This is a genomic window from Microbacterium sp. CFBP9034, assembly GCF_034045255.1.
GTDB lineage: Bacteria > Actinomycetota > Actinomycetes > Actinomycetales > Microbacteriaceae > Microbacterium.
On the sequence record NZ_JAXCWC010000001.1, the window covers coordinates 1553988 to 1577219 of the forward strand.

The window sequence follows — 23232 nt, forward strand, 5'->3', positions numbered from 1 at the left end:
AGACGACCCGGCCGTGACCGTCCCGTGACGTAGGCTGGGGGTCGTGTCCCGTCGGGACGCGCAAATCCCCGACGAAGTGAGCTGCGTGACGCACTACATATACCTCGTGCGGCATGGCGAGCACCAGGACGCCGAGCACGGGCTGGCCGACGGCCCGCTGTCACCTCGAGGACGCCGTCAGGCGTCGCTCCTGGCGGACCGGCTGTCGGGTGTGCCGTTCGACGCGGTGTGGCACTCGCCGCTCGAGCGTGCGAGCCAGACGGCGCGGGCCGTGGCCGAGCGGATGCCGTCCCTCTCGCCCGAACCGTCCGCACTGCTGTTCGACTGCGTGCCGACCGGTATGACCGACGAGACGCCTTCCGCATACGAGCCCTTCTTCGGCTCCGTCACCGAGGCCGAGATCGAGGCCGGGAGCGCGCAGATGGCCGACGCCACCAGTGAGTTCCTGGTGCGCAAGCGCGGCGAGGTCCACGAGCTGATCATCACGCACAACTTCGTGATCGCATGGTTTGTGCGCGAGGTGCTGCAGGCGCCCGACTGGCGCTGGATGACGCTCAATCAGGCGCACTGCGGCCTGACCGTGATCGCGCAGAAGCAGGGCCGGCCCTGGACAATGCTGTCGCACAACGACATGGCGCACCTGCCGGTCGAGCTGCGCACCGGCCTGCCCGAGGTCTACCCGGTCTGACGCCGCCGCCCGGTCAGCTCAGCACCTTGCCGTACCACCGGCTGGCGTTCGGATTGTCGTTGTACGGCTCGATGGCGACGAACCCGCTGCGGGCGTAGAGCATCCCTGCCGCCTCGAGCGAGTGATGGGTGTCGAGCACCAGTTCCCGCGCGCCGAGCTCTCGCGCGCGCTCTTCGAGTCCCTCGATCAGGAGGCGTCCCCAGCCCCGGCCGCGGGTCTCCGGCCGGAGGTAGAGGTGCTTCACCTCGTAGCGGGTGCCGTGCGGCCCGTCGTCGATGAGCCGGATGCCGCCGCAGCCCACCGGGCGTCCGGTGTCGTCGTCGACGACCAGGAACACCCCTGCCGGCGGCGTGAACGCCTCGGGCCGGGGGAAGGTCGTCGTGTACACGACGTCCTGGGCGATGAAGCCCAGCTCGCGGGAGCGGAAGTACTCGCCGAGCAGCTCTCGGGCATCGGCGGTGTCGACGGGGGATTCGCGCAGCGTGACCACCTCTCCAGGGTAGGCGCGACGCTGGCGCTCCGCCGCCCGCGCCTAGGATGGAGGCCATGACGACGCGCGTGGCCATCGTGGGCGGCACCGGCAAGCTCGGGGGGATCATCCGCGAGGTGGTCGAGCGCGAAGACGGGTACGAGGTCGTGGCGACGCTGTCGTCGCGGTCCGAGCTCGCGGAGCTCGACGGTGCCGATCTGGTCATCGACGCCTCCACACCTGCTGTCTCGATCGACGTGGTGCGTGCGGCCGTCGAACGGGGGCTCAACGTCCTGGTCGGCACATCCGGTTGGTCCGCCGAGCGGATCGCGCTCGTGCGTCCGCTCGTCGAGGCGGCGGGAACCGGCGCGGTCTTCATCCCCAACTTCTCGCTCGGCTCGGTCATCGGCTCGGCGCTCGCCGCGGCAGCCGCTCCGTTCTTCCCGTCGATCGAGATCGTCGAGGCTCACCGCGAGAGCAAGATCGACTCGCCCAGCGGCACCGCCGTGCGCACCGCGGAGCTCATCGCCGCGGCACGCAGCGACGTGGGGCCGGTCGAGTCTCCGCACGTCGATCAGCGCGCGCGCGGCCAGCAGGTCGCCAGCGTCCCGATCCACTCGCTCCGGCGCCCGGGCGTGATGGCACGCCAGGAGACGATCCTCGCCGGACCGGGGGAGTCGCTCACCCTCACGCACGACACCATCGAGCCCGCGCTCGCCTACGGCCCCGGCATCCGGCTCGCGCTCGCTGCGGCGCGGGAGGCCCGGGGCGTCATCGTCGGGCTGGACTCCTTCCTCGACATCGGCATCCGCCGTCCCGGCTCGAAGCCGGCCGACGCGCAGCCCATCGACGAGGGCGGGGTTCCCGGGCAGGTCGCGAGGGCCACCGGCGCATGAGCGCGCGCATCGGCGTCGCCGTGATGGCGGTGCTCCTGGCGCTGTACATCGTGCTCGTCGGCCAGCGGGCGTGGCTGCTCCTCGGCACCGGCGAGCCGGTCGGGGTGCTGATGGGCGTGGCGCTGATCGTGCTCCCGTTCATCGCGGCCTGGGCCCTCGGGCGCGAACTGTGGCTCGGCGTCCGGGCCGAGAGTCTGGGCCGGCGGCTCGAGCAGGAAGGCGCGCTGCCCGCCGAGGCCGTCGACCTGCGGCCGAGCGGCCGCATCGTGCGGGACGACGCCGACGCGGTCTTCCCCGCCTACCGTGCAGATGTCGAGGCGAGTCCGGACGACTGGCGCGCGTGGTACCGCCTGGGACTCGCGTACGACGCCGCCGGCGACCGCCGCCGCGCGCGCGGTGCGGTGCGCCGGGCGATCCGCCTGGAGGGTGCGCAGCGCCGCGGCTGACCTCAGTGCGCGGCGGGCACGGCGGCTGCGACCGCGTCTTCCACGGTCGGGTGGTGGAACGTGAAGCCGGATGCCGCGAGCACGGCCGGCACCACGTCCATGTCCGACGTCAGGATCGCCTCGGTCGCATCCGTGCCGAGAGCGAGCTTCATGCCCCACACCGGTGCGCGCAGCAGGAACGGGCGGTTCATCCGCACCGCGAGGGCGAATCCGAGGTCGTTGGCCGTGGCCCTCGTCGGGCCGGTGAGGTTCACCGCGCCCGAGAGCTGCTCGTCGATGACATGCCGGATGGCGCGCACCTCGTCCTCCAGCGAGATCCACGGCCACACCTGGGTGCCGCGCCCGATCGGCCCGCTCACGCCGAGCTTCGTGAGAAGCAGCAGCGGCTTGAGCACGCCGTCCTCGTGGACGATCGGGGCGGTGCGCAGCAGGGCGACCCGTGCGTTCTCGCCCGCCGCCAGAGCGGCGCTCTCCCACTCGCCGCACAGGTCGGCCAGGAAGGTCTCTCCCCTCGGCGAGCTCTCGTCGAGCGTGGCGCCCGGCATCGAGCCGTAATAGCCCACCGCCGAGGCCGACACGAAGGCCGGGGCATCCGTTCCGAGCTCCCGGACCGCACGCGCGATCGCCTGGGTCGGCGTCACGCGCGACCACAGCAGCGTGTTCTTGTAATGCGCCGTCCAGGGGAACCGGCCGATGCTGGCGCCGTTGAGCCCGACGACCGCCTCGGCGCCGTCGAGCACCGCCGGGTCGAGGGGCCGCGTGTCGGTGAGCCACTCGACCTCGTGGGGCGCTTCGGGCGGCCGCCGCACCAGGGTGGTGACCTCGATGCCGTCCGCACGGAGGCTGTTCACCAGTGCCGCGCCGATGAGTCCGGAGGCGCCGGACACCACGATGCGGCGTCCGTCGCCGGGGCGGGCGTCGGGTTCAGGCAAGCGTCGCCTCGATGGTGATCTCGATGCCCGCGAGGGCCTGCGAGACGGGGCAGCCGGCCTTCGCGCCCTGCGCGAGCCGCTCGAACTCCTCGGCCTCGAGTCCGGGCACGACGGCGTTGACGTTGAGGTGGCTTCCGGTGATGCCGGTGCCGGGCTTGAACGTGACCGACGCCGTGGTGTCGATGGACTCCGGCGGGGTGCCGTTCTCGGCCAGCGCGAGGGAGAACGCCATGCTGAAGCACGACGCGTGCGCGGCCGCGATGAGCTCCTCGGGTGTCGTGACCGAGGTGGAGCCTTCGCTGCGCGCCTTCCAGTTCACGTCGAAGGTGCCGAGTCCGGACGACACGAACGACACTTCGCCGGCTCCGTCGAACAGCCCGCCCTTCCAGACGGTGGTGGCTTCACTCGTGACGGTCATGGGGGCCTCCCTGTCGGCATCGCCCGAGGGCCGGGCGTCTCGCGGTCAGCCTAATCCGGGCGGATGCCGCGGCGCGACGGGTTGACGGCGCTCCACCGGGGGCTCTGACAGATCGTCAGGCCGAGGCCGGACGTGCCCGGCCGATCAGGCCGATCCGCTGCAGCAGCAGGTAGAGCATGCAGCCGAGGCAGACGCCGAAGGCGGCGTTGAGGAACGCGGCGACGAACGCCATGGCCGCCGCGATCGTGAGCGCCCACGGCACGCCGAGCAGGTGCAGGATCAGGCCGACGGCGACGACGAACAGGCCGACGCCCTGCGCGAAGCGGGGCGGGCGCGGGTCTTCCAGGTCCTGCGGGGGAGTGAGGCGCGGTGCGACCAGCCTCCGGTACAGCACGCCCCAGGGCGCCGTGCGTGGCGAGAGGACGCCCCACAGGAACAGCAGCGCGATCACGAGGAGCAGGAGGAACGCCGGGTCGAGGATCCGCTGGGCGAGGGTGGCCTCCGGGAGCGCCCACCCGTTCGGGTCGACCACGGCCCCGCCCGAGACGAAGGTGACCGAGCCCTGCGCCGTCGAAAGCCCCGTCAGGCTGAGGAACACCGCGACGAGCAGGAGCGCCGAGGTGATACCGGCCGCGAATCGGGGTCCGCGGGGGTCGATTCCTCGCGGGGACGTGGGCACCGCTCGCTCAGACATTCGCGTCCTCCCCGAGGAGTCGATTCAGCTCCAGCTCGAGCACGTCGCGGCTCGGTGTCCCGCCGAACCTCGTCCGCACGACGCCGTCGCGGTCGAGCACGAGCGTGGTCGGCGTCTGGAGCACGTGGAAGTGCTTGGCGATGTCGGGGCGGTGGGTGAGGTCGACGTCGAGGTGCCGCACTCCGTCGCGGCCGTCGGCGATGGCGGAGAGGGTGCGATGGACGCCGGGGCAGCGCGCGCACAGGTCGGTGCTGAACTGCAGCAGGGTGGCGACATCGCCCAGCGCGTCGGCGCCCAGGCGCTGCGGCTCGACGACCTCGTGCACGATGTGCCGCTGCGGCTGGGACTGGCGCCACCGCAGGATTCCGCCCACGGCCACCGTGACCGCGAGGAGCGCGGCGATGGCGATGAGGGCGGTCACGAGGTTCACAACTGATCAGGGTATCCGCTTTCGCCTGGACGGCTCCCCGATGGCGGATTATGACGCCACGGCCGGGACAGGGCCCCGTGTCGCGCCGCGCCGGTATCGTGGCAGCCGTGACCACGGCGATCCCCACCCCCTACGAGGACCTTCTGCGCGACGTGCTGGCGCACGGCACGCACAAGGACGACCGCACCGGCACCGGCACGACGAGCGCATTCGGCCGTCAGATCCGGTTCGATCTGTCGCAGGGCTTCCCGCTCATCACCACCAAGCGCGTGCACTTCAAGTCGATCGCCTACGAGCTGCTGTGGTTCCTGCGCGGCGAGTCGAACGTCCGGTGGCTGCAGGAGCACGGCGTCACGATCTGGGACGAGTGGGCGGATGCCGAGGGCGAGCTGGGCCCCGTCTACGGGGTGCAGTGGCGCTCATGGCCGACTCCCGCCGGCGAGCACATCGACCAGATCTCGCTCGTCCTCGATCAGATCAACGCCAACCCCGACTCGCGTCGTCTCCTCGTGTCGGCGTGGAACCCGGCCGACATCCCCGACATGGCGCTCGCGCCGTGTCACGCGATGTTCCAGTTCTATGTCGCCGACGGACGCCTGTCGTGCCAGCTCTACCAGCGCAGCGCCGACCTGTTCCTCGGCGTGCCGTTCAACATCGCCTCCTACGCGCTGCTGACGCTCATGGTCGCCCAGCAGGCCGGACTCGAACCCGGCGACTTCGTGTGGACGGGCGGAGACTGCCACATCTACGACAACCACGTCGAGCAGGTGCGCGAGCAGCTCACGCGCGAGCCCTATCCGTACCCGACGTTCCGATTCGCCCGGAAGCCCGATTCGCTCTTCGACTACACCTTCGAGGATTTCGTGATCGAGGACTACCAGCACCACCCGGCCATCCGCGGGGCGGTCGCGGTATGACCGCACGCATCGGCCTGGTCTGGGCCGAGGCAGCGGACGGCGTGATCGGCGCAGCCGGCGAGATGCCGTGGCATGTCCCCGAGGATCTCGCCCACTTCAAGGCGGTGACGGAGGGCGCACCCGTCGTCATGGGACGGAAGACCTGGGAATCGCTCCCCGAGCGGTTCCGGCCGCTGCCCGGCCGGCGCAACATCGTGGTCACGCGCAACGAGCAGTGGGTCGCCGACGGCGCGGAGCGATCTTCGTCGCTCGAGGCGGCGCTCGCCGCGGCGACGGAGAGGTCCGATGAACCGTCGCCGAGGGTGTGGGTCATCGGCGGGGGCCAGCTGTTCCGGGAGAGCATCGCGGCCGCCGACCGCCTCGAGGTCACCGAACTCGACCTCGAGGTCGACGGCGACACGTTCGCGCCCGACCGGTCCGACTGGCACACCGCGGCGGCCGACCCCGCCGAAGGTTGGCGCACGTCGAGCAGCGGCATCCGCTATCGGTTCCTGACCCTCGACCGGGCAGAGGCGAGTCCGCCCGCGACCTAGGCTGGCTCGCATGGCGAAGACGGCAGTGATCACCGGGGCGAGCTCGGGACTCGGAGCGGAGTACGCGCGACAGCTGGCGGCGAAGGGCGCGGATCTCGTACTGGTCGCCCGAGACCGGGACGCGCTCGAGGACCTCGCCCAGCAGCTGCGTGCGCGTCACGGCATCGACGTGGAGGTGCTGGCGGCCGACCTGCTGAAGCCCCGCCAGCGCGAGAAGGTCGAGCGTCGCCTGCGCGACGAGTCCCGTCCGGTCGAGCTGCTCGTGAACAACGCCGGCTTCGGCCTGCCGCTCGCCTTCGAGCGCAACGACATCGAGGCCGAGGTGAGCCACCTTGCCCTGCACGTCGAGGTGCCCATGCGCCTCACGCACGCGGCACTGACTCCGATGCTCGGGCGCGGGCACGGCCGGATCGTCAACATCGCCTCGGTCGGCGCCTTCATCCCGCGCTCGACGTACGGCGCGTGCAAGGGGTGGCTGGTGAGCTTCAGTCGCTGGGCGAACGGCCGGTACGCCCCGCGCGGGGTGACGGTGACCGCCGTGTGCCCCGGGTTCACCCACACCGGCTTCCACCAGCGCCTCGGTCTCGCGCCGGGCGAGGAGGGGGTGCCCGATGCGATGTGGCTCGACGCCCGCACGGTCGTCGCGGAGTCCCTGCGCGACGCCGCGCGAGGCAAGGCGGTCTCGGTTCCTTCTCTGCGCTACAAGGCCCTGGTGGCGCTCGCCCGCTTCGCCCCGTCGGGCCTCACCGCCCGCATCGGCGAGCGCGGCCGGTAGGGCCGACCGGTACTCCGGCGCGGCGCGGGGCGCGGCATCCGGATAACCTGAAGGCATGACGCATACGGGCAACCCATTCGGACAGGTTCTCGTCGCGCTCGTCACCCCGATGACGGCCGACGGCGAAGTCGATTGGGCCGCTGTCGAGAAGCACATGGACGACGTCATCAACGACGGGGCCGACGGCATCGTCGTCACCGGCACCACGGGCGAGACGTCGACCCTCACGGACGCCGAGAAGATCCGGCTCGTCGAGGTCGGCAAGGAGGTCGCGGCCGGCCGAGCCGCCATCATCACCGGTGGCGGCTCGAACGAGACGGCCCACGCGATCGAGCTCTACAAGGCCAGCGAGCGCGCCGGCGCCGATGGCATCATGATCGTCACGCCGTACTACAACAAGCCCACGCAGGCCGGCATCCTCACGCACTTCCGCCTGGTCGCCGACGCCACCGACCTTCCGGTGATCCTGTACGACATTCCCGGTCGCACGGGCGTGCCGATCCGCTACGAGACGATCCTGCGGGTCGCCAAGCACCCGAACATCCTCGCGATCAAGGATGCCAAGGGCGACTTCAGCGAAGTGAGCCGGGTGCTCAACCAGACCGATCTGATGTACTTCTCGGGCGACGACGCCAACGTTCTCCCGCACCTGTCGATCGGCGCGACGGGACTCATCGGCGTGACGGCGAACATCGCCGCCCAGCCCTACCGACTCATCGTCGACGCCGTGAACCGCGGCGACCTCGCCGCGGCCACCGCCGCGCACAAGCAGCTCGAGCCGCTCGTCCGCGCGGTCATGACCCACGTGCCGGGCACCGTGTCGGCGAAGTACATCCTGCACGGCCTCGGCCGCATCGGCAGCCCGCGCGTGCGCCTGCCGCTCGTCGGACCCGAAGAGTGGGAGGCCGCGAAGATCGAGGATGAGCTGGCGCTCGTCCTCGATGTCCCCGGCGCCGACTTCTCCAACTTCCGCCCCGACCGCAACGCCGCCGCCGGCGGCGCCCTGCCGAAGGTCTCGGGCACCACCAGATGACACCGTGCGCCGACACGCCCCAGACCGGGCGGCGGCGCGACAATCGAAGGGATGCCGCGGCATCCCGAGGAGGCTGAGCATGCCCATCACCCCGTTCGACCCGCCCGCCCTCGCGCCGAAAACCCTGCGCGTCACGCCGCTCGGAGGCCTCGGCGAGGTCGGTCGCAACATGACCGTGTTCGAGTACGAGGGCAAGCTCCTCGTCGTCGACTGCGGCGTGCTGTTCCCCGAGGAGCACCAGCCCGGCGTCGACCTGATCCTGCCGGACTTCGAGCCGATCAAGGGACGCCTCGACGACATCGTGGGCGTCGTGCTCACGCACGGCCACGAGGACCACATCGGCGCGGTCCCCTACCTGCTGCGGCTCAAGGCCGACATCCCCATCGTGGGCTCGGGGCTGACGCTGGCCCTCACCGAGGCCAAGCTCAAGGAGCACCGGATCAAGCCGTACAGCCTCACGGTGCGCGAGGGGCAGCACGAGAACCTCGGTCCGTTCGAGCTCGAGTTCATCGCGGTGAACCACTCGATCCCCGACGCGCTGGCCGTGGCGATCCGCACGCCCGCGGGAACGGTCCTGGCCACCGGCGACTTCAAGATGGACCAGCTGCCCCTGGACGGGCGGCTCACCGATCTTCGCGCGTTCGCCCGTCTGGGCGAGGAGGGGGTCGACCTGTTCCTGGTCGACTCGACCAACGCCGACGTGCCCGGGTTCACGCCCCTGGAGCGCTCGATCGGCCCCGTGCTCGACCAGGTCATCGGCAAGGCGCCCCGCCGCGTCATCGTCGCGAGCTTCTCGAGCCACGTCCACCGGGTGCAGCAGGTGCTGGATGCCGCCGCCGCCCACGGACGACGGGTGGCCCTCCTCGGCCGCAGCATGCTCCGCAACATGACGATCGCCGAGGACCTCGGCTACCTCAACGTGCCCGAAGGCGTCCTCATCGACTACCGCAAGGCGAAGGATCTCCCCGACGACCAGATCGTCTACATGTCGACGGGGTCGCAGGGGGAGCCGATGGCCGTGCTCAGCCGCATGGCGAACAACGATCACGCGATCGAGCCCGGCCCCGGCGACACCGTGATCCTCGCCTCGAGCCTCATCCCCGGCAACGAGAACGCGGTGTACCGCGTGATCGACGGGCTGACCAAGCTCGGCGCCAACGTCGTTCACAAGGGCAACGCGAAGGTGCACGTCTCGGGTCACGCGGCCGCCGGCGAGCTGCTCTACTGCTACAACATCGTCAAGCCCCGCAACGTCCTGCCGATCCACGGCGAGTACCGCCACCTCATGGCCAACGCGCGGCTCGCGCAGGACACCGGCATCGCGCCCGAGCGCACGATCCTCGGCGAGAACGGCACGGTGATCGACCTCAAGGACGGCGACGCGACGGTCGTGGGCCAGCTCGACATCGGATTCGTCTACGTCGACGGCTCGACCGTGGGCGAGATCACGGATGCCGACCTCAAGGATCGCCGGATCCTCGGCGAGGAGGGCTTCATCTCGGTGATCGTGGTCGTCGACGCCTCCACCGGCAAGGTCATCTCCGGGCCCGAGATCCACGCGCGCGGCTTCGCCGAGGACGATGCCGTGTTCGACGGCGTCAAGCCCAAGATCGCCGCCGCGCTGGCCGAGGCCGCGAAGTCCGGCGTCCGCGACCCGCACGCGCTGTCGCAGATCGTGCGGCGCACGATCGGGCGCTGGGTGAACCAGTCGCTCCGTCGCCGTCCGATGATCGTGCCGCTCGTCATCGAGGCGTAACAGCCGCGGTCCGAGGCATCCGCTCGCCGTCGCTAAACTCGCGACATGCCCACCGCCTTCCGCATCCGCCCCGCCACGCAGGCGGACGGCGCGTTCCTGGGCGACATGGTGGTCGAGGCGGCGAACTGGCGCCCCGGCGGCGGCAGGCCGAAGCACGAGCTCATCGCCGATTCCGAGCACAGCCGGTACGTCTCGGGCTGGATGCGCCCGAGCGACGCCGGCTTCATCGCCGAGGACGCCAACGAGCAGCCGATCGGCGCGGCGTGGTACCGGATGCTGCCGCGCACCCATCCCGGCTTCGGCTACGTCGGGACCGGCGTTCCCGAGCTCATCATCGGCGTCCGGCCGATCTGGCGGGCGCACGGCGTCGGGCGCGCTCTGCTGCAGCGCCTGTGCGAGCACGCGCGGTCGCAGGGGTACGCGCGCCTGAGCCTCAGCGTCGAGCGCGGCAACTTCGCCACGACGCTGTACCGGAGCGAGGGCTTCGCCGTCACCGAGCCGGGCCACGGCCGCGACACGATGGTCAAGCTCCTGCGCTGAGCCTGTGCACGCGCCCGCGTGGTTGCGGGGGAAAGTCGGGGGTGCGGCTTACCGTGGGGGAATGGCCAGGAGTACCAGCCCGACCAAGAGCGGTCGCGCGCCGTCAGGCGCCGCATCGTCGCGCGCCAAGAAGCCGGCGCCGGCACCCACCCCGAAGCGCTATGTCGGCGAGGCGCAGAAGCCGCCGGTGATCGTCCGCGCCTGGCTGGGCCTCGCGCACGCCACCGGCGGTCTGTTCCGGGCCTTCGGGCCCGAGACGCTCGAGAAGGATCAGCGCCGCGACGGCTTCCCGTTCCTGCTCGTGCTCCTGGCGATCGCCGGTGCGGTCGTGGAGTGGTTCTTCATCGGCAACGAGGTGGCGGGGCTCATCAGCGCCTACTCCATGGGCGCCCTCATCGGCCGCGAGGCGTTCGTCCTCCCCGTGCTGCTGCTCTTCCTCGCGGGCTGGATGTTCCGCCACCCGTCGTCCGTGCATGACAACGGTCGGGTCGGCATCGGCTTCGGTCTCCTGATCCTCACCATCGCGGGGTTCTGCCACGTCGCGGGCGGCCGCCCGCAGCCCAGCGAAGGGCTCCCCGCGCTGAGCGAGGCGGGCGGCCTGTTCGGATGGATGCTCGCCGAGCCGCTCGCCCTTCTCCTCACCGACGTCGGGGCCTACATCGTGCTCGCCCTCCTCGCGGTGCTCAGCATCCTGATCACGACGAAGACGCCGCCCAACCGCATCGGGCGTCGCCTGGGCGAGCTCTACGCGTGGATGTTCGACGCCGAGCCGCGCACCGAGAAGAGCGCAGCGGATGCCGCGGCCCCGGCCGACGAGCAGGATCCCGCGCTCCCGTGGTGGCGTCGGAACAAGACCGGTCGCGAGCAGGACCCCGACGGCACCCTCGGCTCGCAGGACCTCACCGTGCTGCTGCCGCCCGGTCCGCCGCAGGGCGGCTTCGACCAGGTGCTCGAACCACCCGTGGCGCCGCCGTCCGCGGATGCCCTCACCGAGATCATCGACGCCGCCTCGCGCTCCGGTGCGAAGGGCGCCCCCTCCGTCACGTCGCTGCGCGACGACAGCGAGGACGCGCTCGACGACGGCGTGCTGCCCGGCCTCTCGGGCCTCGGGTCCGACACCCCCCACTCCGCCCCGATGACGCCGTACCGGCTGCCGTCGGTGAATGCGCTGGCGGCGGGCACGCCGCACGTCGCCCGATCGCAGGCGAACGACGACACCGTGCGCGCGATCACGAGCGTGCTCGACCAGTTCTCGGTCGACGCCCGCGTCACCGGCTTCTCACGCGGACCGACGGTCACGCAGTACGAGATCGAGGTGGGGCACGGCGTCAAGGTCGAGCGCATCACCGCGCTGCAGAACAACATCGCCTACGCCGTGGCATCCAACGAGGTCCGCATCCTCGCGCCGATCCCCGGCAAGAGCGCGATCGGCGTCGAGATCCCGAACGTCGACCGCGAGATCGTGACGCTGGGCGACGTCCTGCGCTCGCAGAACTCGCAGCAGTCGACGCACCCCATGACGATCGGCGTCGGCAAGGACGTCGGCGGCGGCTACGTCGTGGCGAACCTCGCCAAGATGCCTCACCTCCTCGTGGCCGGATCGACGGGCTCGGGCAAGTCGAGCTTCGTGAACTCCATGATCACGAGCCTCCTGATGCGCGCGAAGCCCGCCGACGTGCGCATGGTGCTGATCGACCCCAAGCGCGTCGAGCTCACCTCGTACGCCGGAGTGCCCCACCTCATCACGCCCATCATCACGAACCCCAAGAAGGCCGCCGAGGCGCTGCAGTGGGTCGTGAAGGAGATGGACATGCGGTACGACGACCTCGCGTCCTTCGGCTACCGGCACATCGACGACTTCAACCGCGCGGTGGTCGCAGGTGAGGTGAAGCTCCCGGTCGGGAGCGAGAGGGTGCTCAAGCCCTATCCCTACCTTCTCGTCGTCGTCGACGAGCTCGCCGACCTGATGATGGTCGCCCCGCGCGACGTCGAGGACTCCATCGTCCGCATCACCCAGCTCGCCCGGGCCAGCGGCATCCATCTCGTCCTCGCCACCCAGCGGCCGTCGGTGGACGTCGTCACGGGTCTCATCAAGGCGAACGTCCCCTCGCGACTGGCCTTCGCGGTCACGAGCGTCACGGACTCCCGCGTCATCCTCGACCAGCCCGGCGCCGATCGCCTGATCGGGCAGGGCGACGCGCTATTCCTCCCGATGGGCACGTCCAAGGCCATCCGCGTGCAGGGCGCGTGGGTCAGCGAGCAGGAGATCGAGAAGGTCGTCAAGCACGTCACGGCGCAGGCCCGACCGGAGTACCGCTCCGACGTCGCCGTCGCGGCCGAGAAGAAGGAGATCGACGCCGACATCGGCGACGACCTCGAACTGCTTCTCGCGGCGACCGAGCTCGTGGTCTCGACGCAGTTCGGCTCGACGTCGATGCTGCAGCGAAAGCTCCGCGTGGGCTTCGCGAAGGCCGGCCGCCTCATGGACCTGCTCGAGTCCCGCGAGATCGTCGGCCCGTCCGAGGGCTCGAAGGCCCGCGACGTGCTCGTGACGGTGGAGCAGCTGCCCGCGATCCTGGCGCGCCTCCGCGGCGACGACGCACCCGCCGCGGCGGGCGGCGCGGCCGAATCCTACGGCTCGGATGCCGTCGACCGCCAGTTCGACGACTACCCGGTGGTGGAGGCCGAGGGCGACGAGGACGCATGGGGCCTCACCGGCCGGGATTGACCACGCTCAGCAACTAGGCTCGGCCACATGGCGATCCCTCGGCAGCTCCCGAACATCATCACGATCGTGCGCATCCTGTGCGCGCCGGTGTTCCTCTGGATGCTGCTGGCCGACGGCGGCGCGGACGGCGCGCTGCGCTGGTGGGCTGCGGCATTGTTCATCGTCGCGATCGCGACGGACGGGATCGACGGCTACCTGGCGCGGCGGTACGAGATCGTCACCGACCTCGGCAAGCTGCTCGATCCGATCGCCGACAAGGTGCTCACCGGGTTCGCGTTCATCGGCCTGTCGATCCTCGGTGAGCTGCCGGTATGGATCACGGTCATCGTCCTCATCCGCGAGGTCGGGATCACCGTGCATCGCCTGATCGTGGCGAGCGACCACGTGGTCGCCGCGGCCTGGATGGGCAAGCTGAAGACGCTCGCACAGGCGGTCGCACTGTCGCTGGCCCTTCTGCCGCTGTGGACCGTCGTGGGCGAGTGGATCTGGTGGGTCAACGGGGTCACCATGACCATCGCGGTCGTCCTCACCATCGCGAGCGGGATCGACTACGTGGCGACGGAGCTCCGCGGCCGCCGCAAGACCCGACGAGACGCATGACGCTCGCGGGCGACGTGCTCGCCGCCCTCGGAGATCGAGGCTGGACGATCGGCACGGCGGAATCGCTCACGGGCGGGCTGGTCGTCGCATCGCTGATCGACGTTCCGGGGGCGTCCGCGCACGTGCGCGGGGGCGTGGTCGCCTACGCGACCGACCTCAAGCACACGACGCTCGGCGTGGATCGAGCGCTGCTGCAGGCGGTCGGACCCGTCCATGCGGACGTGGCCCAGGCGATGGCCGAGGCCGCACGCCGCGTGCTCGGGGCCGATGTGGGTGTCGCGACCACGGGCGTCGCCGGCCCGGATCCGCAGGACGGCCAGCCGGTGGGCACCGTGTTCACCGCCGTCGCGACACCGGCCGGCTCCACCGTCGCGGCGCTGCGACTGCACGGAACTCGAGACGAGATCCGCGCTGAGACGGTGCGCCTGGTGCTCGAGCTGTGCCTCCGCGCGATCCCGGAAGGTGATCGATGACAGCGGGAACAGACCGTGTTTCTTCTCGGTTACATTCGGTGATTCCCACCCATATCCCAGTTGGCGGGATTAGATTGGCATCATCCGGTGCTGTACTGTTGTCCACCCGGACAGCGGCGGAATCAGTAGTGAGAGGGGGCCCACAATGATCCTGGTACGTCAAGAGATCGGCGAAGTGCTTCGCGATTTCCGCCAGCAGAAGGGTCGTACCCTCCGCCAGGTGGCGAGCCGCGCGAGTGTCGCGCTCGGCTACCTCAGCGAAGTGGAGCGCGGCCAGAAGGAAGCCTCCAGCGAGATCCTGGCCTCTGTGGCCGAGGCGCTCGACGTCCCCATCTCGATCATCATGCGCGAGGTCGGCGACCGCATCTCGGTGCTCGAGGGCCTGCAGGTCTTCCCCGATGTCGTCCCCGACGACCTCGTCGCGTCGGTCGACGCCGAGCTCTCGCTGCGCTGAGCGCTCGACGTCCCCGGCGGTCCATCGGCATGCGACGCAGTGAGTTCGATCGCGCCGTGGCCGACGAGTTCGGTGCCCGCGGCGGCGCCGTGACGACCGACCTCGTGCTGTCGGGCGTCGGCGATCGCACGGCCGTCGAGGCCCTGGCCGCCGGTGTTCCGCCGCGAGAAGTGTGGCTCGCGATCTGCGTCGAGACCGACGTGCCGGAGGAGCGCCGCTACGGCGTCGGGCGTCTGGAACCGCGCCGCGGCTGAGGCCTCCGAAGTCGGCGTGTCGTCGAAGATCCGTTCGAAAGCTGCGTAGGCTCCTGCACAGCGGGTGTCGAGAGCGTGTCTCTCCACGAGAGCGGGAGGAGCGAAGACGGATGTCGGAGCCCACCCCTAGCGTGAACCACGTCGAACGACACCTCACGCCTTGTCGCAGCATCCGTCCCACCGGGGCCGGAGCGCGACAGCCTACAGGCGACGGAACGCGAGCATAAGGAGCACGTCATGCCCTCAGCAGTTGACCGCGAGAAGGCCCTGGAATCGGCCCTCGCCCAGATCGACCGGCAGTTCGGAAAGGGCTCGGTCATGCGACTGGGCAGCGACGACCGCGCCCCCGTCGAGGTCATCTCCACCGGATCGGTCGCGCTCGACGTCGCGCTCGGGATCGGCGGACTTCCCCGCGGCCGGATCATCGAGATCTACGGTCCGGAATCGTCGGGTAAGACGACGCTCACGCTCCACGCGATCGCCAATGCGCAGCGCGCCGGCGGCATCGCCGCGTTCATCGACGCCGAGCACGCGCTCGACCCCGACTACGCGCAGAAGCTCGGCGTCGACATCGACGCGCTGCTGGTCTCGCAGCCCGACACCGGCGAGCAGGCGCTCGAGATCGCCGACATGCTCGTGCGCTCCGGTGCGATCGACCTCGTCGTGATCGACTCCGTCGCCGCTCTGGTTCCCAAGGCCGAGATCGAGGGCGAGATGGGCGACACGCACGTCGGCCTCCAGGCCCGCCTGATGTCGCAGGCGCTCCGCAAGCTCACCGGTGGTCTCAACCAGACCAACACCACGATGATCTTCATCAACCAGCTGCGCGAGAAGATCGGCGTCTTCTTCGGCTCACCCGAGACGACCGCGGGCGGCAAGGCGCTCAAGTTCTACGCCTCGGTGCGACTCGACATCCGCCGCATCGAGACGCTGAAGGACGGCACCGACGCGGTCGGTAACCGCACCCGCGTCAAGGTCGTGAAGAACAAGATGGCGCCGCCGTTCAAGCAGGCGGAGTTCGACATCCTCTACGGCGTCGGCATCTCCCGCGAGGGCAGCCTGATCGACTTCGGCGTCGAGCACGCCATCGTGAAGAAGTCGGGCGCGTGGTACACCTACGACGGCGAGCAGCTCGGCCAGGGCAAGGAGAACGCGCGCAACTTCCTGCTCAAGAACCCGGATGTCGCGGCCGAGATCGAGTCGAAGATCAAGGCGAAGCTCGGCATCGGCCAGCCCAAGGTCGTCGAGGCTCCGGCTTCCGACGAACTGGCTGCACGCCGCCCTGCCTGACATGGGCACCGAGACCGGGGGCGAGCGCGAAACGCTCGCCCCCGTGATCCCGCTGTTCGGCGGTCCGCCGCCCACACGGCCGGAGCCCGTGCGATCGCAGCACTGGGCCGTTGGGACGCTCCCGGCCGATCAACCGGCCGCAGAACCGGACGGTGACCCCGCGCCCGAGCCGGAGTCCGAAGAGGCCGGCGAGCCTGCCGCCGCGGCAGGCCCCTGGCATCAGACCTGGGCTTCGGAAAGACCCACCGTGGCGACCGATTCCGTCGAGGCCTCCGAGAACATCGAACTGGCGGAGAAGTCGCTGCTGAAGCGGCTCCGCACGCGGTCGCTGTCGGTGAGCGAGGCGCGTGGCCTGCTCCGCGAGTACGACCTCGACCCGGCGGCGACCGATCATGTGCTCGCGACCATGGAGGAGTACGGCTACCTCGACGATGCAGCCCTCGCGGAGCAGCTCGTCCATGCGGGCGTCGACCGCAAGGGCCAAGGACGCCAGGTCATCGCGCAGACGCTCGCGAAGCGGGGGATTCCGCGCGACGTGGCGGATGCCGCGCTGGCAGCGATGCCCGACGACGACCTCGAGCGGGCGCTCGAGTTCGCGCGCGGGAAGGCGCGCTCTTTGCGCAGCGTCGACCGTGACACCGCGCTCCGGCGTCTCACCGGGCAGCTGGCGCGCCGCGGATACGGAGGGGCGGTCGCGATGACGGCCGCGCGGACCGCGCTGGACGAGAGCCCCGGGGGCTCGAGCGGCGTGCGTTTCCGCTAGACCGACAGGCCGGGCCGGACTCGCAGCACCGGCTCGTAGAATGGCATCCATCATGACCACGCTGTCCAGTTCACCGACGATCATCGCGCCCTCCGTGGCGGCCCTCGGCGTCGACGGTCGCACGCGCACCTACGAGGTTCGCACGTTCGGCTGCCAGATGAACGTCCACGACTCCGAGCGGCTGTCCGGCTCGCTCGAGAGTGCGGGCTACATCCGGGCCGACGCCGGTGAGGAAGCCGACGTCGTCGTCATCAACACCTGTGCGGTGCGCGACAACGCCGCGGGGAAGCTGTACGGCACCCTCGGGCACCTGAAGTCCCGGAAGGACAAGCACGAGGGCATGCAGATCGCCGTGGGCGGCTGCCTGGCCCAGATGGACAAGGACGCCGTCCTCGACAAGGCTCCGTGGGTCGATGTCGTCTTCGGCACGCACAACATGGGGTCCCTGCCGAGCCTGCTCGAGCGCGCGCGCCACAACGGCGAGGCGGAGCTCGAGATCCTCGAAGCGCTCGAGATCTTCCCGTCGACACTGCCGACCAAGCGCGACAGCCTCCACAGCGGCTGGGTCTCGATCTCCGTCGGCTGCAACAACACCTGCACGTTCTGCATCGTGCCGAGCCTGCGCGGCAAGGAGAAGGACCGCCGCCCGGGCGACATCCTCAACGAGATCCGGCTTCTCGTCGACGACGGCGCTCTCGAGGTGACGCTGCTCGGCCAGAACGTCAACTCGTACGGCGTCGAGTTCGGAGACCGCCAGGCATTCGGCAAGCTGCTGCGAGCAGCCGGTGAGATCCCGGGGCTCGAGCGCATCCGCTTCACCAGCCCGCACCCCGCCGCCTTCACCGACGACGTCATCGACGCGATGGCCGAGACGCCCGCGGTCATGCCGCAGCTGCACATGCCGCTGCAGTCGGGCAGTGACCGCGTCCTCAAGGCGATGCGCCGTTCGTACCGCAGCGACCGGTTCCTGGGCATCCTGGATCGCGTCCGCAGCAGAATGCCTCACGCCGCGATCACGACCGACATCATCGTCGGCTTCCCCGGTGAGACCGACGAGGACTTCGAAGACACGATGCGGGTGGTCGAGCAGGCGCGCTTCGCCAGCGCGTTCACGTTCCAGTACTCGATCCGCGAAGGCACGCCTGCGGCGACCATGCCCGACCAGGTGCCCAAGGCAGTGGTCCAGGAGCGGTACGAGCGACTGATCGCACTGCAGGAGCGCATCTCGCTCGAGGAGAACCAGAAGCAGGTCGGACGCGAGCTGCAGGTGCTCGTGGCGAGCGGCGAGGGCAAGAAGGACGCCGAGACCCATCGGCTGACCGGCCGGGCCGAAGACAACCGTCTCGTGCACTTCGAGGTGCCCGAAGGGTCGCCGGTCCCGCGACCGGGCGACGTCGTCTCGGTCGTCGTGACGCACGCCGCGCCGTTCCACCTGCTCGCCGATGCGCCCGACGGGGCCGCGCTCCGCATCCGCCGCACGCGTTCGGGGGACGCATGGGACCGCTCGCAGGCCGAGTCGTGCGGTGTCCCCGCGCCCGCGGGTGAATCGGGCGCACCCCGCGCCGTCTCGCTCGGACTCCCCACGCTGCGCCTCGGGGTGTGACCGCTTCCGCCGTACGTCCGCCGCGGCTGTGGGCTGTCGTGGGCGCGACCGGCACCGGCAAGACCGCGCTGTCGCTCGACCTCGCCGAGGCTCTCGCGCGAGCCGGCCGCCCCGCCGAGATCGTGAACGCCGATGCGATGCAGCTCTACCGCGGCATGGATGTCGGCACGGCGAAGCTCCCTCCGGGGGAGAGACGCGGCATCCGTCATCACCTCTTCGACGCGCTCGACGTCACCGAGGAGGCCGCCGTCGCCTGGTACCAGCACGCCGCGCGCACCGCGATCTCCGACATCCACGCGCGGGGCGGCGACGCGGTGCTCGTGGGCGGCTCCGGCCTGTACGTGTCGAGCGTGCTGTTCGACTTCCGATTCCCGCCGCGCGACGCCGAGGTCCGCGCGCGGCTCGAGGCCGAACTCGAGGCGCACGGGCCCGGGATGCTGCTCGCGCGGCTGCGGGCGCGCGATCCCGCGACGGCCGATCGAGTGGATCCGCGCAATGGGCGGCGTATCGTGCGGGCGCTCGAGGTGCTCGAGCTCGGCGAGCAGACCCATGGCGCCGCGCTGCCGGAGGCGCCCGGTCTCTGGCACGAGCCCACCACGATCGTCGGCGTGGCGGTTCCCCGCGAAGAGCTCGTGGCCCGGCTCGACACTCGGGTCGAGGGGATGTGGCGCGACGGGCTCCTCGACGAGGTCGCCGCACTCCGCGATGCGGGCCTCGAGCGGGGCGTCACCGCCCGCCGCGCCATCGGGTACGCTCAGGCGCTCGCACAGCTGGCGGGAGAGTGCACGGAAGCCGAGGCCATCGCCGAGACCCAGGCCCTGACCCGCCGCTACGCGCGCCGGCAGGTGTCGTGGTTCAAGCGCTACGCCGGCACGCGGTGGGTGCAGCCCGGGCATCCGGCGTCCGAGCTTGCGGGGGAGACATGAGCGCGACCGTCCGGGTGTTCGAGGAGCGCGACACGGACGCCGTCGTCGCCCTCTGGAACGCGGTGGGACTCACGCGGCCGTGGAACGACCCGCGCAAGGACATCGCGCGCAAGCTCACCGTGCAGCCCGAGCTGTTCCTCGTGGCGGAGGACGACGACCGGATCGTCGGCTCCGTGATGGCCGGCTACGACGGGCACCGGGGCTGGCTGTACTACCTCGCGAGTGATCCCCTGCGCCGCGGCGAAGGCATCGCGCGGGACCTCGTCGCCGGCGCCGAAGAGCGGCTGATCGCGATGGGATGCCCCAAGGTGCAGCTCATGGTGCGGCCTGACAACATCGCTGCGCGCGGGTTCTACGAGTCCCTCGGCTACGAGCCGTTCGACATCTGGTCCACCGGCAAGCGGCTCATCGCGGACTGATCGGACGGCGCCTCTAGACTGGAGCGATGCCGCAGACCATCTCGTTCACCAAAGGTCACGGCACGGGGAACGACTTCGTCATCGTGCCCGACCCCGACGGTGAGCTCGACCTCTCCGACGACCAGGTCGCCGTGCTGTGCGACCGCCGGTTCGGCATCGGCGGCGACGGGATCCTCCGCGTCGTCCGGGCGACGGCGATCGACGAAGGTGCGGCGGCCGCGGCATCCGGAGCCGAATGGTTCATGGACTACCGCAACGCCGACGGTTCGAAGGCAGAGATGTGCGGCAACGGCATTCGCGTCTTCGCCCGCTACCTCGCCGAGACAGGCCTGGCCTCGCTCGACGGCGAACCGCTCGCCATCGGCACCCGCGCCGGCGTCAAGACCGTCACGCGGAGCGATCTCGGCCTCGAGGTCGATCTCGGCACCTGGCGTGTCGAATCCGACGATGTCCTCGTGCGGGCCCGCGGCATCGGAGCCCCGCGGCCGGGCCTCGGCATCGACGTGGGAAACCCGCACATCGTGGTCGCGCTTCCCGACACCGGCGAGCTCGACGGCCTCGACCTGTCGGTGCTCCCGCAGCTGCATCCGGAGCCTCGGCACGGCGCGAACGTCGAGTTCGTGGTGCCGAGCGACCCGCTCGTGCGCGACGGCGTCGGCTCGATCCGCATGCGGGTCTTCGAGCGCGGGGTCGGCGAGACGCTGAGCTGCGGCACCGGGGTCGCTGCGGCGGCCATTGCGGTGCGGCACTGGGCCGGTCCCGCCGCGCCTGACCACTGGACGGTCGACGTCCCCGGGGGCACCCTGGGGGTGCGGATGCCGTTCATCGGCGACGAGCACCACGTGCTTCTCTCGGGTCCCGCGACGCTGGTCTACTCCGGTGAGGTCGCGCTCGCCTGACTCCGCTGCCGGCGCGTCAGAGCTCGGGAAGCGTGATCGGCTCGCTCGGCGGCGACCCGTGCTTGCGCACCCTGATCACGCGGAAGCCCCGCGCCGTCGCCGCCCGGTGCACGCTGTAGCCGCGCTCGAACGTCGCCGCGAGCCAGCGCTGCAGCGAGTCCGACCCGAGGTTGCGCTGCACCACGAGCCAGGCGTCGGCTCTCTCGTCGAGGCGCGGGAGCCAGCGCTCGAGGAGACCGTGCAGCTCGTTCTTCCCCACGCGGATGGGCGGGTTCGACCGGATCGTGCGGAAGACGACGTCTCCGGGAACATCGTCGGGCAGTGCGGCGTTGACATTGTCGAGCCCGAGCGCAGTGGCGTTGCGGCGGACGAGATCGAGCGCTCGCTCGTTGACGTCCACCGCCCACACCGTCGCGTGCGGTGATTCGATCGCGAGTGTGAGCGCGACCGGCCCCCAACCAGCACCGAGATCGAGCAGATTCCCGCCCGCGGGAGGCGGGGGCGTGTTGGCCAGGAGCACCCCGGTGCCCGAGTCAACGTGATCGGGGCTGAACACCCCGCCTGCGGTCGTCACCTCGAGGTCACGCCCGGCGAGCGTTACTCGAATGCGACGCAGGTTCTCTGCGCTGGCGGGGGAGGCGCTGAAGTAATGATCGCTCCCCATGGCTGTCGAGCGTAGCGGAGGACCTCCCCGGCGCGGGAGGCTAGAATTCACGGATGCCCTGGAACCCGCCGGTGACCGGCGGAAAAGGCATCCTCGGAAGGGACACATGACGGACACCACAACACCCCAGAGCACGGACGAGACCCCGGTGGACCCGGTGGACCGCGTGCTGGCGAGCGCAGAAGCGCGCTCCGGGGTGCGTGTCTTCGGCGCCGCGCAGGCGCTGCAGGACGAGGCCACGATCGGTCGGACCGACACCGACGGCGAGCAGTGGGATCGCGAAGAGCGCGCTGCGCTGCGCCGCGTGCCCGGACTGTCGACGGAGCTCGAGGACGTCACCGAGGTCGAGTACCGCCAGCTGCGGCTGGAGAACGTCGTGCTCGTGGGCGTGCACGCGCAGGGCGAGCAGGAGGACGCCGAGAACTCGCTGCGCGAGCTCGCCGCCCTCGCCGAGACCGCCGGCGCCGTCGTCCTCGACGGCGTGCTGCAGCGACGCCCGCATCCGGATGCGGCGACCTACGTCGGTCGCGGCAAGGCCCAGGAGCTGCGCGACATCGTCGCCGCGGTGGGCGCCGACACCGTCATCGCCGACACCGAGCTGGCGCCCAGCCAGCGCCGTGCGCTCGAGGACGTCGTCAAGGTGAAGGTCATCGACCGCACCACGGTGATCCTCGACATCTTCAGCCAGCACGCCAAGAGCCGCGAGGGCAAGGCGCAGGTCGAACTGGCGCAGCTCGAGTACCTCCTGCCGCGCCTGCGCGGCTGGGGTGACTCGATGAGCCGCCAGGCCGGTGGACAGGTCGGCGCGGGCGGCGCGGGCATGGGCTCGCGTGGTCCCGGCGAGACGAAGATCGAGCTCGACCGCCGCCGCATCCGCACCAAGATGGCGCAGCTGCGTCGCCAGATCCGCGACTTCGCGCCGGCGCGCGATGCCAAGCGCGCCGAGCGCAAGCGCAACACGATCCCCTCCGTCGCGATCGCCGGTTACACGAACGCCGGCAAGTCGAGCCTGCTCAACCGGCTGACGAGCGCCGGCGTCCTCGTCGAGAACGCGCTGTTCGCCACGCTGGATGCCACCGTCCGGCGCTCCGAGACCACGGACGGCCGCATCTACACGCTGACCGACACCGTCGGCTTCGTGCGCAATCTGCCGCATCAGCTGGTGGAGGCGTTCCGCTCCACGCTCGAGGAGGTCGGCGGCGCCGACGTCATCGTCCACGTGGTGGACGGCTCGCACCCCGACCCGGCCGCGCAGCTGGCGACGGTGCGCGACGTGATCGGCGACGTGGGCGGGCGCGACATCCCCGAGATCGTGGTCTTCAACAAGGCCGACCTCGTCGACGACGACACGCGCCTGCTGCTGCGGGGCCTCGAGCCCAAGGCGCTGTTCGCCTCCTCGCGCACCGGCGAGGGCATCGAAGAGCTCCGCGCCGCGGTCGAGGCGGCGCTTCCGCTGCCCGCCGTCGAGCTCGACGTGCTCGTGCCGTACGACCGGGGCGATCTCGTCTCGGCGATCCACGACCAGGGGCTCATTTTGTCGCAGCAGCACGAGGAGGGCGGCACCGCCGTGCACGCCCGCGTCGGCGAGCACCTCGCCGCACGCCTCGCGCCGTTCGTGCGCTGAGCCGGGGC

Annotated in this window: 27 protein-coding genes; 21 read left to right on the forward strand and 6 right to left on the reverse strand. The window is 70.7% G+C overall.

What is annotated here, in order from left to right; translation table 11 throughout:
• The first annotated feature begins 85 nt into the window (after positions 1 to 85).
• On the forward strand, positions 86 to 688 hold the full coding sequence (locus SOM19_RS06965) for a histidine phosphatase family protein (RefSeq protein ID WP_320485814.1): 603 nt from the start codon (positions 86 to 88) through the stop codon (positions 686 to 688).
• Positions 689 to 701: 13 nt separating this feature from the next.
• Here the strand turns inward: SOM19_RS06965 and SOM19_RS06970 are convergent, their stop codons facing one another.
• Positions 702 to 1178: a GNAT family N-acetyltransferase gene (locus tag SOM19_RS06970; RefSeq protein WP_320485815.1), complete on the reverse strand. Its 477-nt coding sequence runs from the start codon at positions 1176 to 1178 to the stop codon at positions 702 to 704.
• Between the two features lie 56 nt (positions 1179 to 1234).
• On the opposite strand from SOM19_RS06970, the gene SOM19_RS06975 reads away from it, so the two are divergent.
• Together SOM19_RS06975 and SOM19_RS06980 are read left to right on the forward strand one after the other, a co-directional pair.
• Positions 1235 to 2053, forward strand: a complete 819-nt coding sequence (locus SOM19_RS06975; protein ID WP_320485816.1) for a 4-hydroxy-tetrahydrodipicolinate reductase — start codon at positions 1235 to 1237, stop codon at positions 2051 to 2053.
• Positions 2050 to 2499: a hypothetical protein gene (locus SOM19_RS06980; protein WP_320485817.1), complete on the forward strand. Its 450-nt coding sequence runs from the start codon at positions 2050 to 2052 to the stop codon at positions 2497 to 2499. Before SOM19_RS06975 ends, SOM19_RS06980 begins: the two co-directional genes overlap by 4 nt.
• Before the next feature lie 2 nt (positions 2500 to 2501).
• Here SOM19_RS06980 and SOM19_RS06985 read toward each other — a convergent pair whose 3' ends face one another.
• The 4 genes from SOM19_RS06985 to SOM19_RS07000 form a co-directional block, all read right to left on the reverse strand.
• Positions 2502 to 3431: a TIGR01777 family oxidoreductase gene (locus SOM19_RS06985; RefSeq protein WP_320485818.1), complete on the reverse strand. Its 930-nt coding sequence runs from the start codon at positions 3429 to 3431 to the stop codon at positions 2502 to 2504.
• Positions 3424 to 3849 carry an OsmC family peroxiredoxin gene (locus tag SOM19_RS06990; RefSeq protein WP_320485819.1) on the reverse strand — a complete coding sequence of 142 codons (426 nt, stop codon included), beginning with the start codon at positions 3847 to 3849 and terminating at the stop codon, positions 3424 to 3426. Before SOM19_RS06990 ends, SOM19_RS06985 begins: the two co-directional genes overlap by 8 nt.
• A 115-nt stretch (positions 3850 to 3964) precedes the next feature.
• Positions 3965 to 4543 (reverse strand): DUF4395 domain-containing protein, encoded by a 579-nt coding sequence (locus SOM19_RS06995; protein ID WP_320485820.1) that lies wholly within the window; start codon positions 4541 to 4543, stop codon positions 3965 to 3967.
• Positions 4536 to 4973, reverse strand: coding sequence for a TlpA family protein disulfide reductase (locus SOM19_RS07000; RefSeq protein WP_320485821.1), 438 nt, complete (start codon positions 4971 to 4973; stop codon positions 4536 to 4538). The genes SOM19_RS06995 and SOM19_RS07000 overlap by 8 nt, the downstream gene beginning before the upstream one ends.
• A 107-nt stretch (positions 4974 to 5080) precedes the next feature.
• On the opposite strand from SOM19_RS07000, the gene SOM19_RS07005 reads away from it, so the two are divergent.
• From SOM19_RS07005 to dapF, 17 genes are all read left to right on the forward strand, one after another.
• Complete coding sequence (locus tag SOM19_RS07005; protein ID WP_320485822.1) at positions 5081 to 5890, forward strand: thymidylate synthase; 810 nt, start codon at positions 5081 to 5083, stop codon at positions 5888 to 5890.
• On the forward strand, positions 5887 to 6423 hold the full coding sequence (locus SOM19_RS07010; RefSeq protein WP_320485823.1) for a dihydrofolate reductase: 537 nt from the start codon (positions 5887 to 5889) through the stop codon (positions 6421 to 6423). The genes SOM19_RS07005 and SOM19_RS07010 overlap by 4 nt, the downstream gene beginning before the upstream one ends.
• 10 nt (positions 6424 to 6433) lie before the next feature.
• Positions 6434 to 7198: an SDR family NAD(P)-dependent oxidoreductase gene (locus SOM19_RS07015; RefSeq protein ID WP_320485824.1), complete on the forward strand. Its 765-nt coding sequence runs from the start codon at positions 6434 to 6436 to the stop codon at positions 7196 to 7198.
• A gap of 55 nt (positions 7199 to 7253) precedes the next feature.
• Positions 7254 to 8231, forward strand: a complete 978-nt coding sequence (dapA, locus tag SOM19_RS07020; protein ID WP_320485825.1) for a 4-hydroxy-tetrahydrodipicolinate synthase — start codon at positions 7254 to 7256, stop codon at positions 8229 to 8231.
• Between the two features lie 79 nt (positions 8232 to 8310).
• Positions 8311 to 9987 carry a ribonuclease J gene (locus SOM19_RS07025; protein ID WP_320485826.1) on the forward strand — a complete coding sequence of 559 codons (1677 nt, stop codon included), beginning with the start codon at positions 8311 to 8313 and terminating at the stop codon, positions 9985 to 9987.
• A 45-nt stretch (positions 9988 to 10032) separates the two neighbouring features.
• A complete protein-coding gene (locus tag SOM19_RS07030) occupies positions 10033 to 10527 on the forward strand; it encodes a GNAT family N-acetyltransferase (protein WP_320485827.1) in 495 nt (164 codons plus the stop codon).
• A 61-nt stretch (positions 10528 to 10588) separates the two neighbouring features.
• On the forward strand, positions 10589 to 13255 hold the full coding sequence (locus SOM19_RS07035; protein ID WP_320485828.1) for an FtsK/SpoIIIE family DNA translocase: 2667 nt from the start codon (positions 10589 to 10591) through the stop codon (positions 13253 to 13255).
• A gap of 27 nt (positions 13256 to 13282) precedes the next feature.
• Positions 13283 to 13855, forward strand: a complete 573-nt coding sequence (gene pgsA, locus SOM19_RS07040; protein WP_320485829.1) for a CDP-diacylglycerol--glycerol-3-phosphate 3-phosphatidyltransferase — start codon at positions 13283 to 13285, stop codon at positions 13853 to 13855.
• Positions 13852 to 14328, forward strand: a complete 477-nt coding sequence (locus SOM19_RS07045) for a CinA family protein (RefSeq protein ID WP_320485830.1) — start codon at positions 13852 to 13854, stop codon at positions 14326 to 14328. The genes pgsA and SOM19_RS07045 overlap by 4 nt, the downstream gene beginning before the upstream one ends.
• Before the next feature lie 145 nt (positions 14329 to 14473).
• Complete coding sequence (locus tag SOM19_RS07050) at positions 14474 to 14782, forward strand: helix-turn-helix domain-containing protein (RefSeq protein WP_320485831.1); 309 nt, start codon at positions 14474 to 14476, stop codon at positions 14780 to 14782.
• Positions 14783 to 14811: 29 nt separating this feature from the next.
• Positions 14812 to 15036 (forward strand): DUF3046 domain-containing protein, encoded by a 225-nt coding sequence (locus SOM19_RS07055; RefSeq protein ID WP_320485832.1) that lies wholly within the window; start codon positions 14812 to 14814, stop codon positions 15034 to 15036.
• 237 nt (positions 15037 to 15273) lie between these two features.
• The gene (recA, locus tag SOM19_RS07060; protein WP_320485833.1) at positions 15274 to 16326 is read left to right on the forward strand and encodes a recombinase RecA; all 1053 of its coding nucleotides are present in this window, start codon (positions 15274 to 15276) and stop codon (positions 16324 to 16326) included.
• A gap of 247 nt (positions 16327 to 16573) precedes the next feature.
• Entirely contained in the window at positions 16574 to 17089 is a 516-nt protein-coding gene (locus SOM19_RS07065) for a regulatory protein RecX (protein ID WP_320485834.1), read from the forward strand.
• 52 nt (positions 17090 to 17141) lie between these two features.
• A complete protein-coding gene (gene miaB / locus SOM19_RS07070) occupies positions 17142 to 18692 on the forward strand; it encodes a tRNA (N6-isopentenyl adenosine(37)-C2)-methylthiotransferase MiaB (RefSeq protein WP_320485835.1) in 1551 nt (516 codons plus the stop codon).
• Complete coding sequence (miaA, locus tag SOM19_RS07075; protein ID WP_320485836.1) at positions 18689 to 19618, forward strand: tRNA (adenosine(37)-N6)-dimethylallyltransferase MiaA; 930 nt, start codon at positions 18689 to 18691, stop codon at positions 19616 to 19618. The genes miaB and miaA overlap by 4 nt, the downstream gene beginning before the upstream one ends.
• Entirely contained in the window at positions 19615 to 20037 is a 423-nt protein-coding gene (locus SOM19_RS07080; protein WP_320485837.1) for a GNAT family acetyltransferase, read from the forward strand. The genes miaA and SOM19_RS07080 overlap by 4 nt, the downstream gene beginning before the upstream one ends.
• 26 nt (positions 20038 to 20063) lie before the next feature.
• Positions 20064 to 20936: a diaminopimelate epimerase gene (gene dapF / locus SOM19_RS07085; RefSeq protein WP_320485838.1), complete on the forward strand. Its 873-nt coding sequence runs from the start codon at positions 20064 to 20066 to the stop codon at positions 20934 to 20936.
• A gap of 16 nt (positions 20937 to 20952) precedes the next feature.
• On the opposite strand, the gene SOM19_RS07090 is transcribed toward dapF, so the two are convergent.
• Entirely contained in the window at positions 20953 to 21600 is a 648-nt protein-coding gene (locus SOM19_RS07090) for a class I SAM-dependent methyltransferase (protein WP_320485839.1), read from the reverse strand.
• A 106-nt stretch (positions 21601 to 21706) separates the two neighbouring features.
• On the opposite strand from SOM19_RS07090, the gene hflX reads away from it, so the two are divergent.
• A complete protein-coding gene (gene hflX, locus SOM19_RS07095) occupies positions 21707 to 23224 on the forward strand; it encodes a GTPase HflX (RefSeq protein ID WP_320485840.1) in 1518 nt (505 codons plus the stop codon).
• Positions 23225 to 23232: the final 8 nt, after the last annotated feature.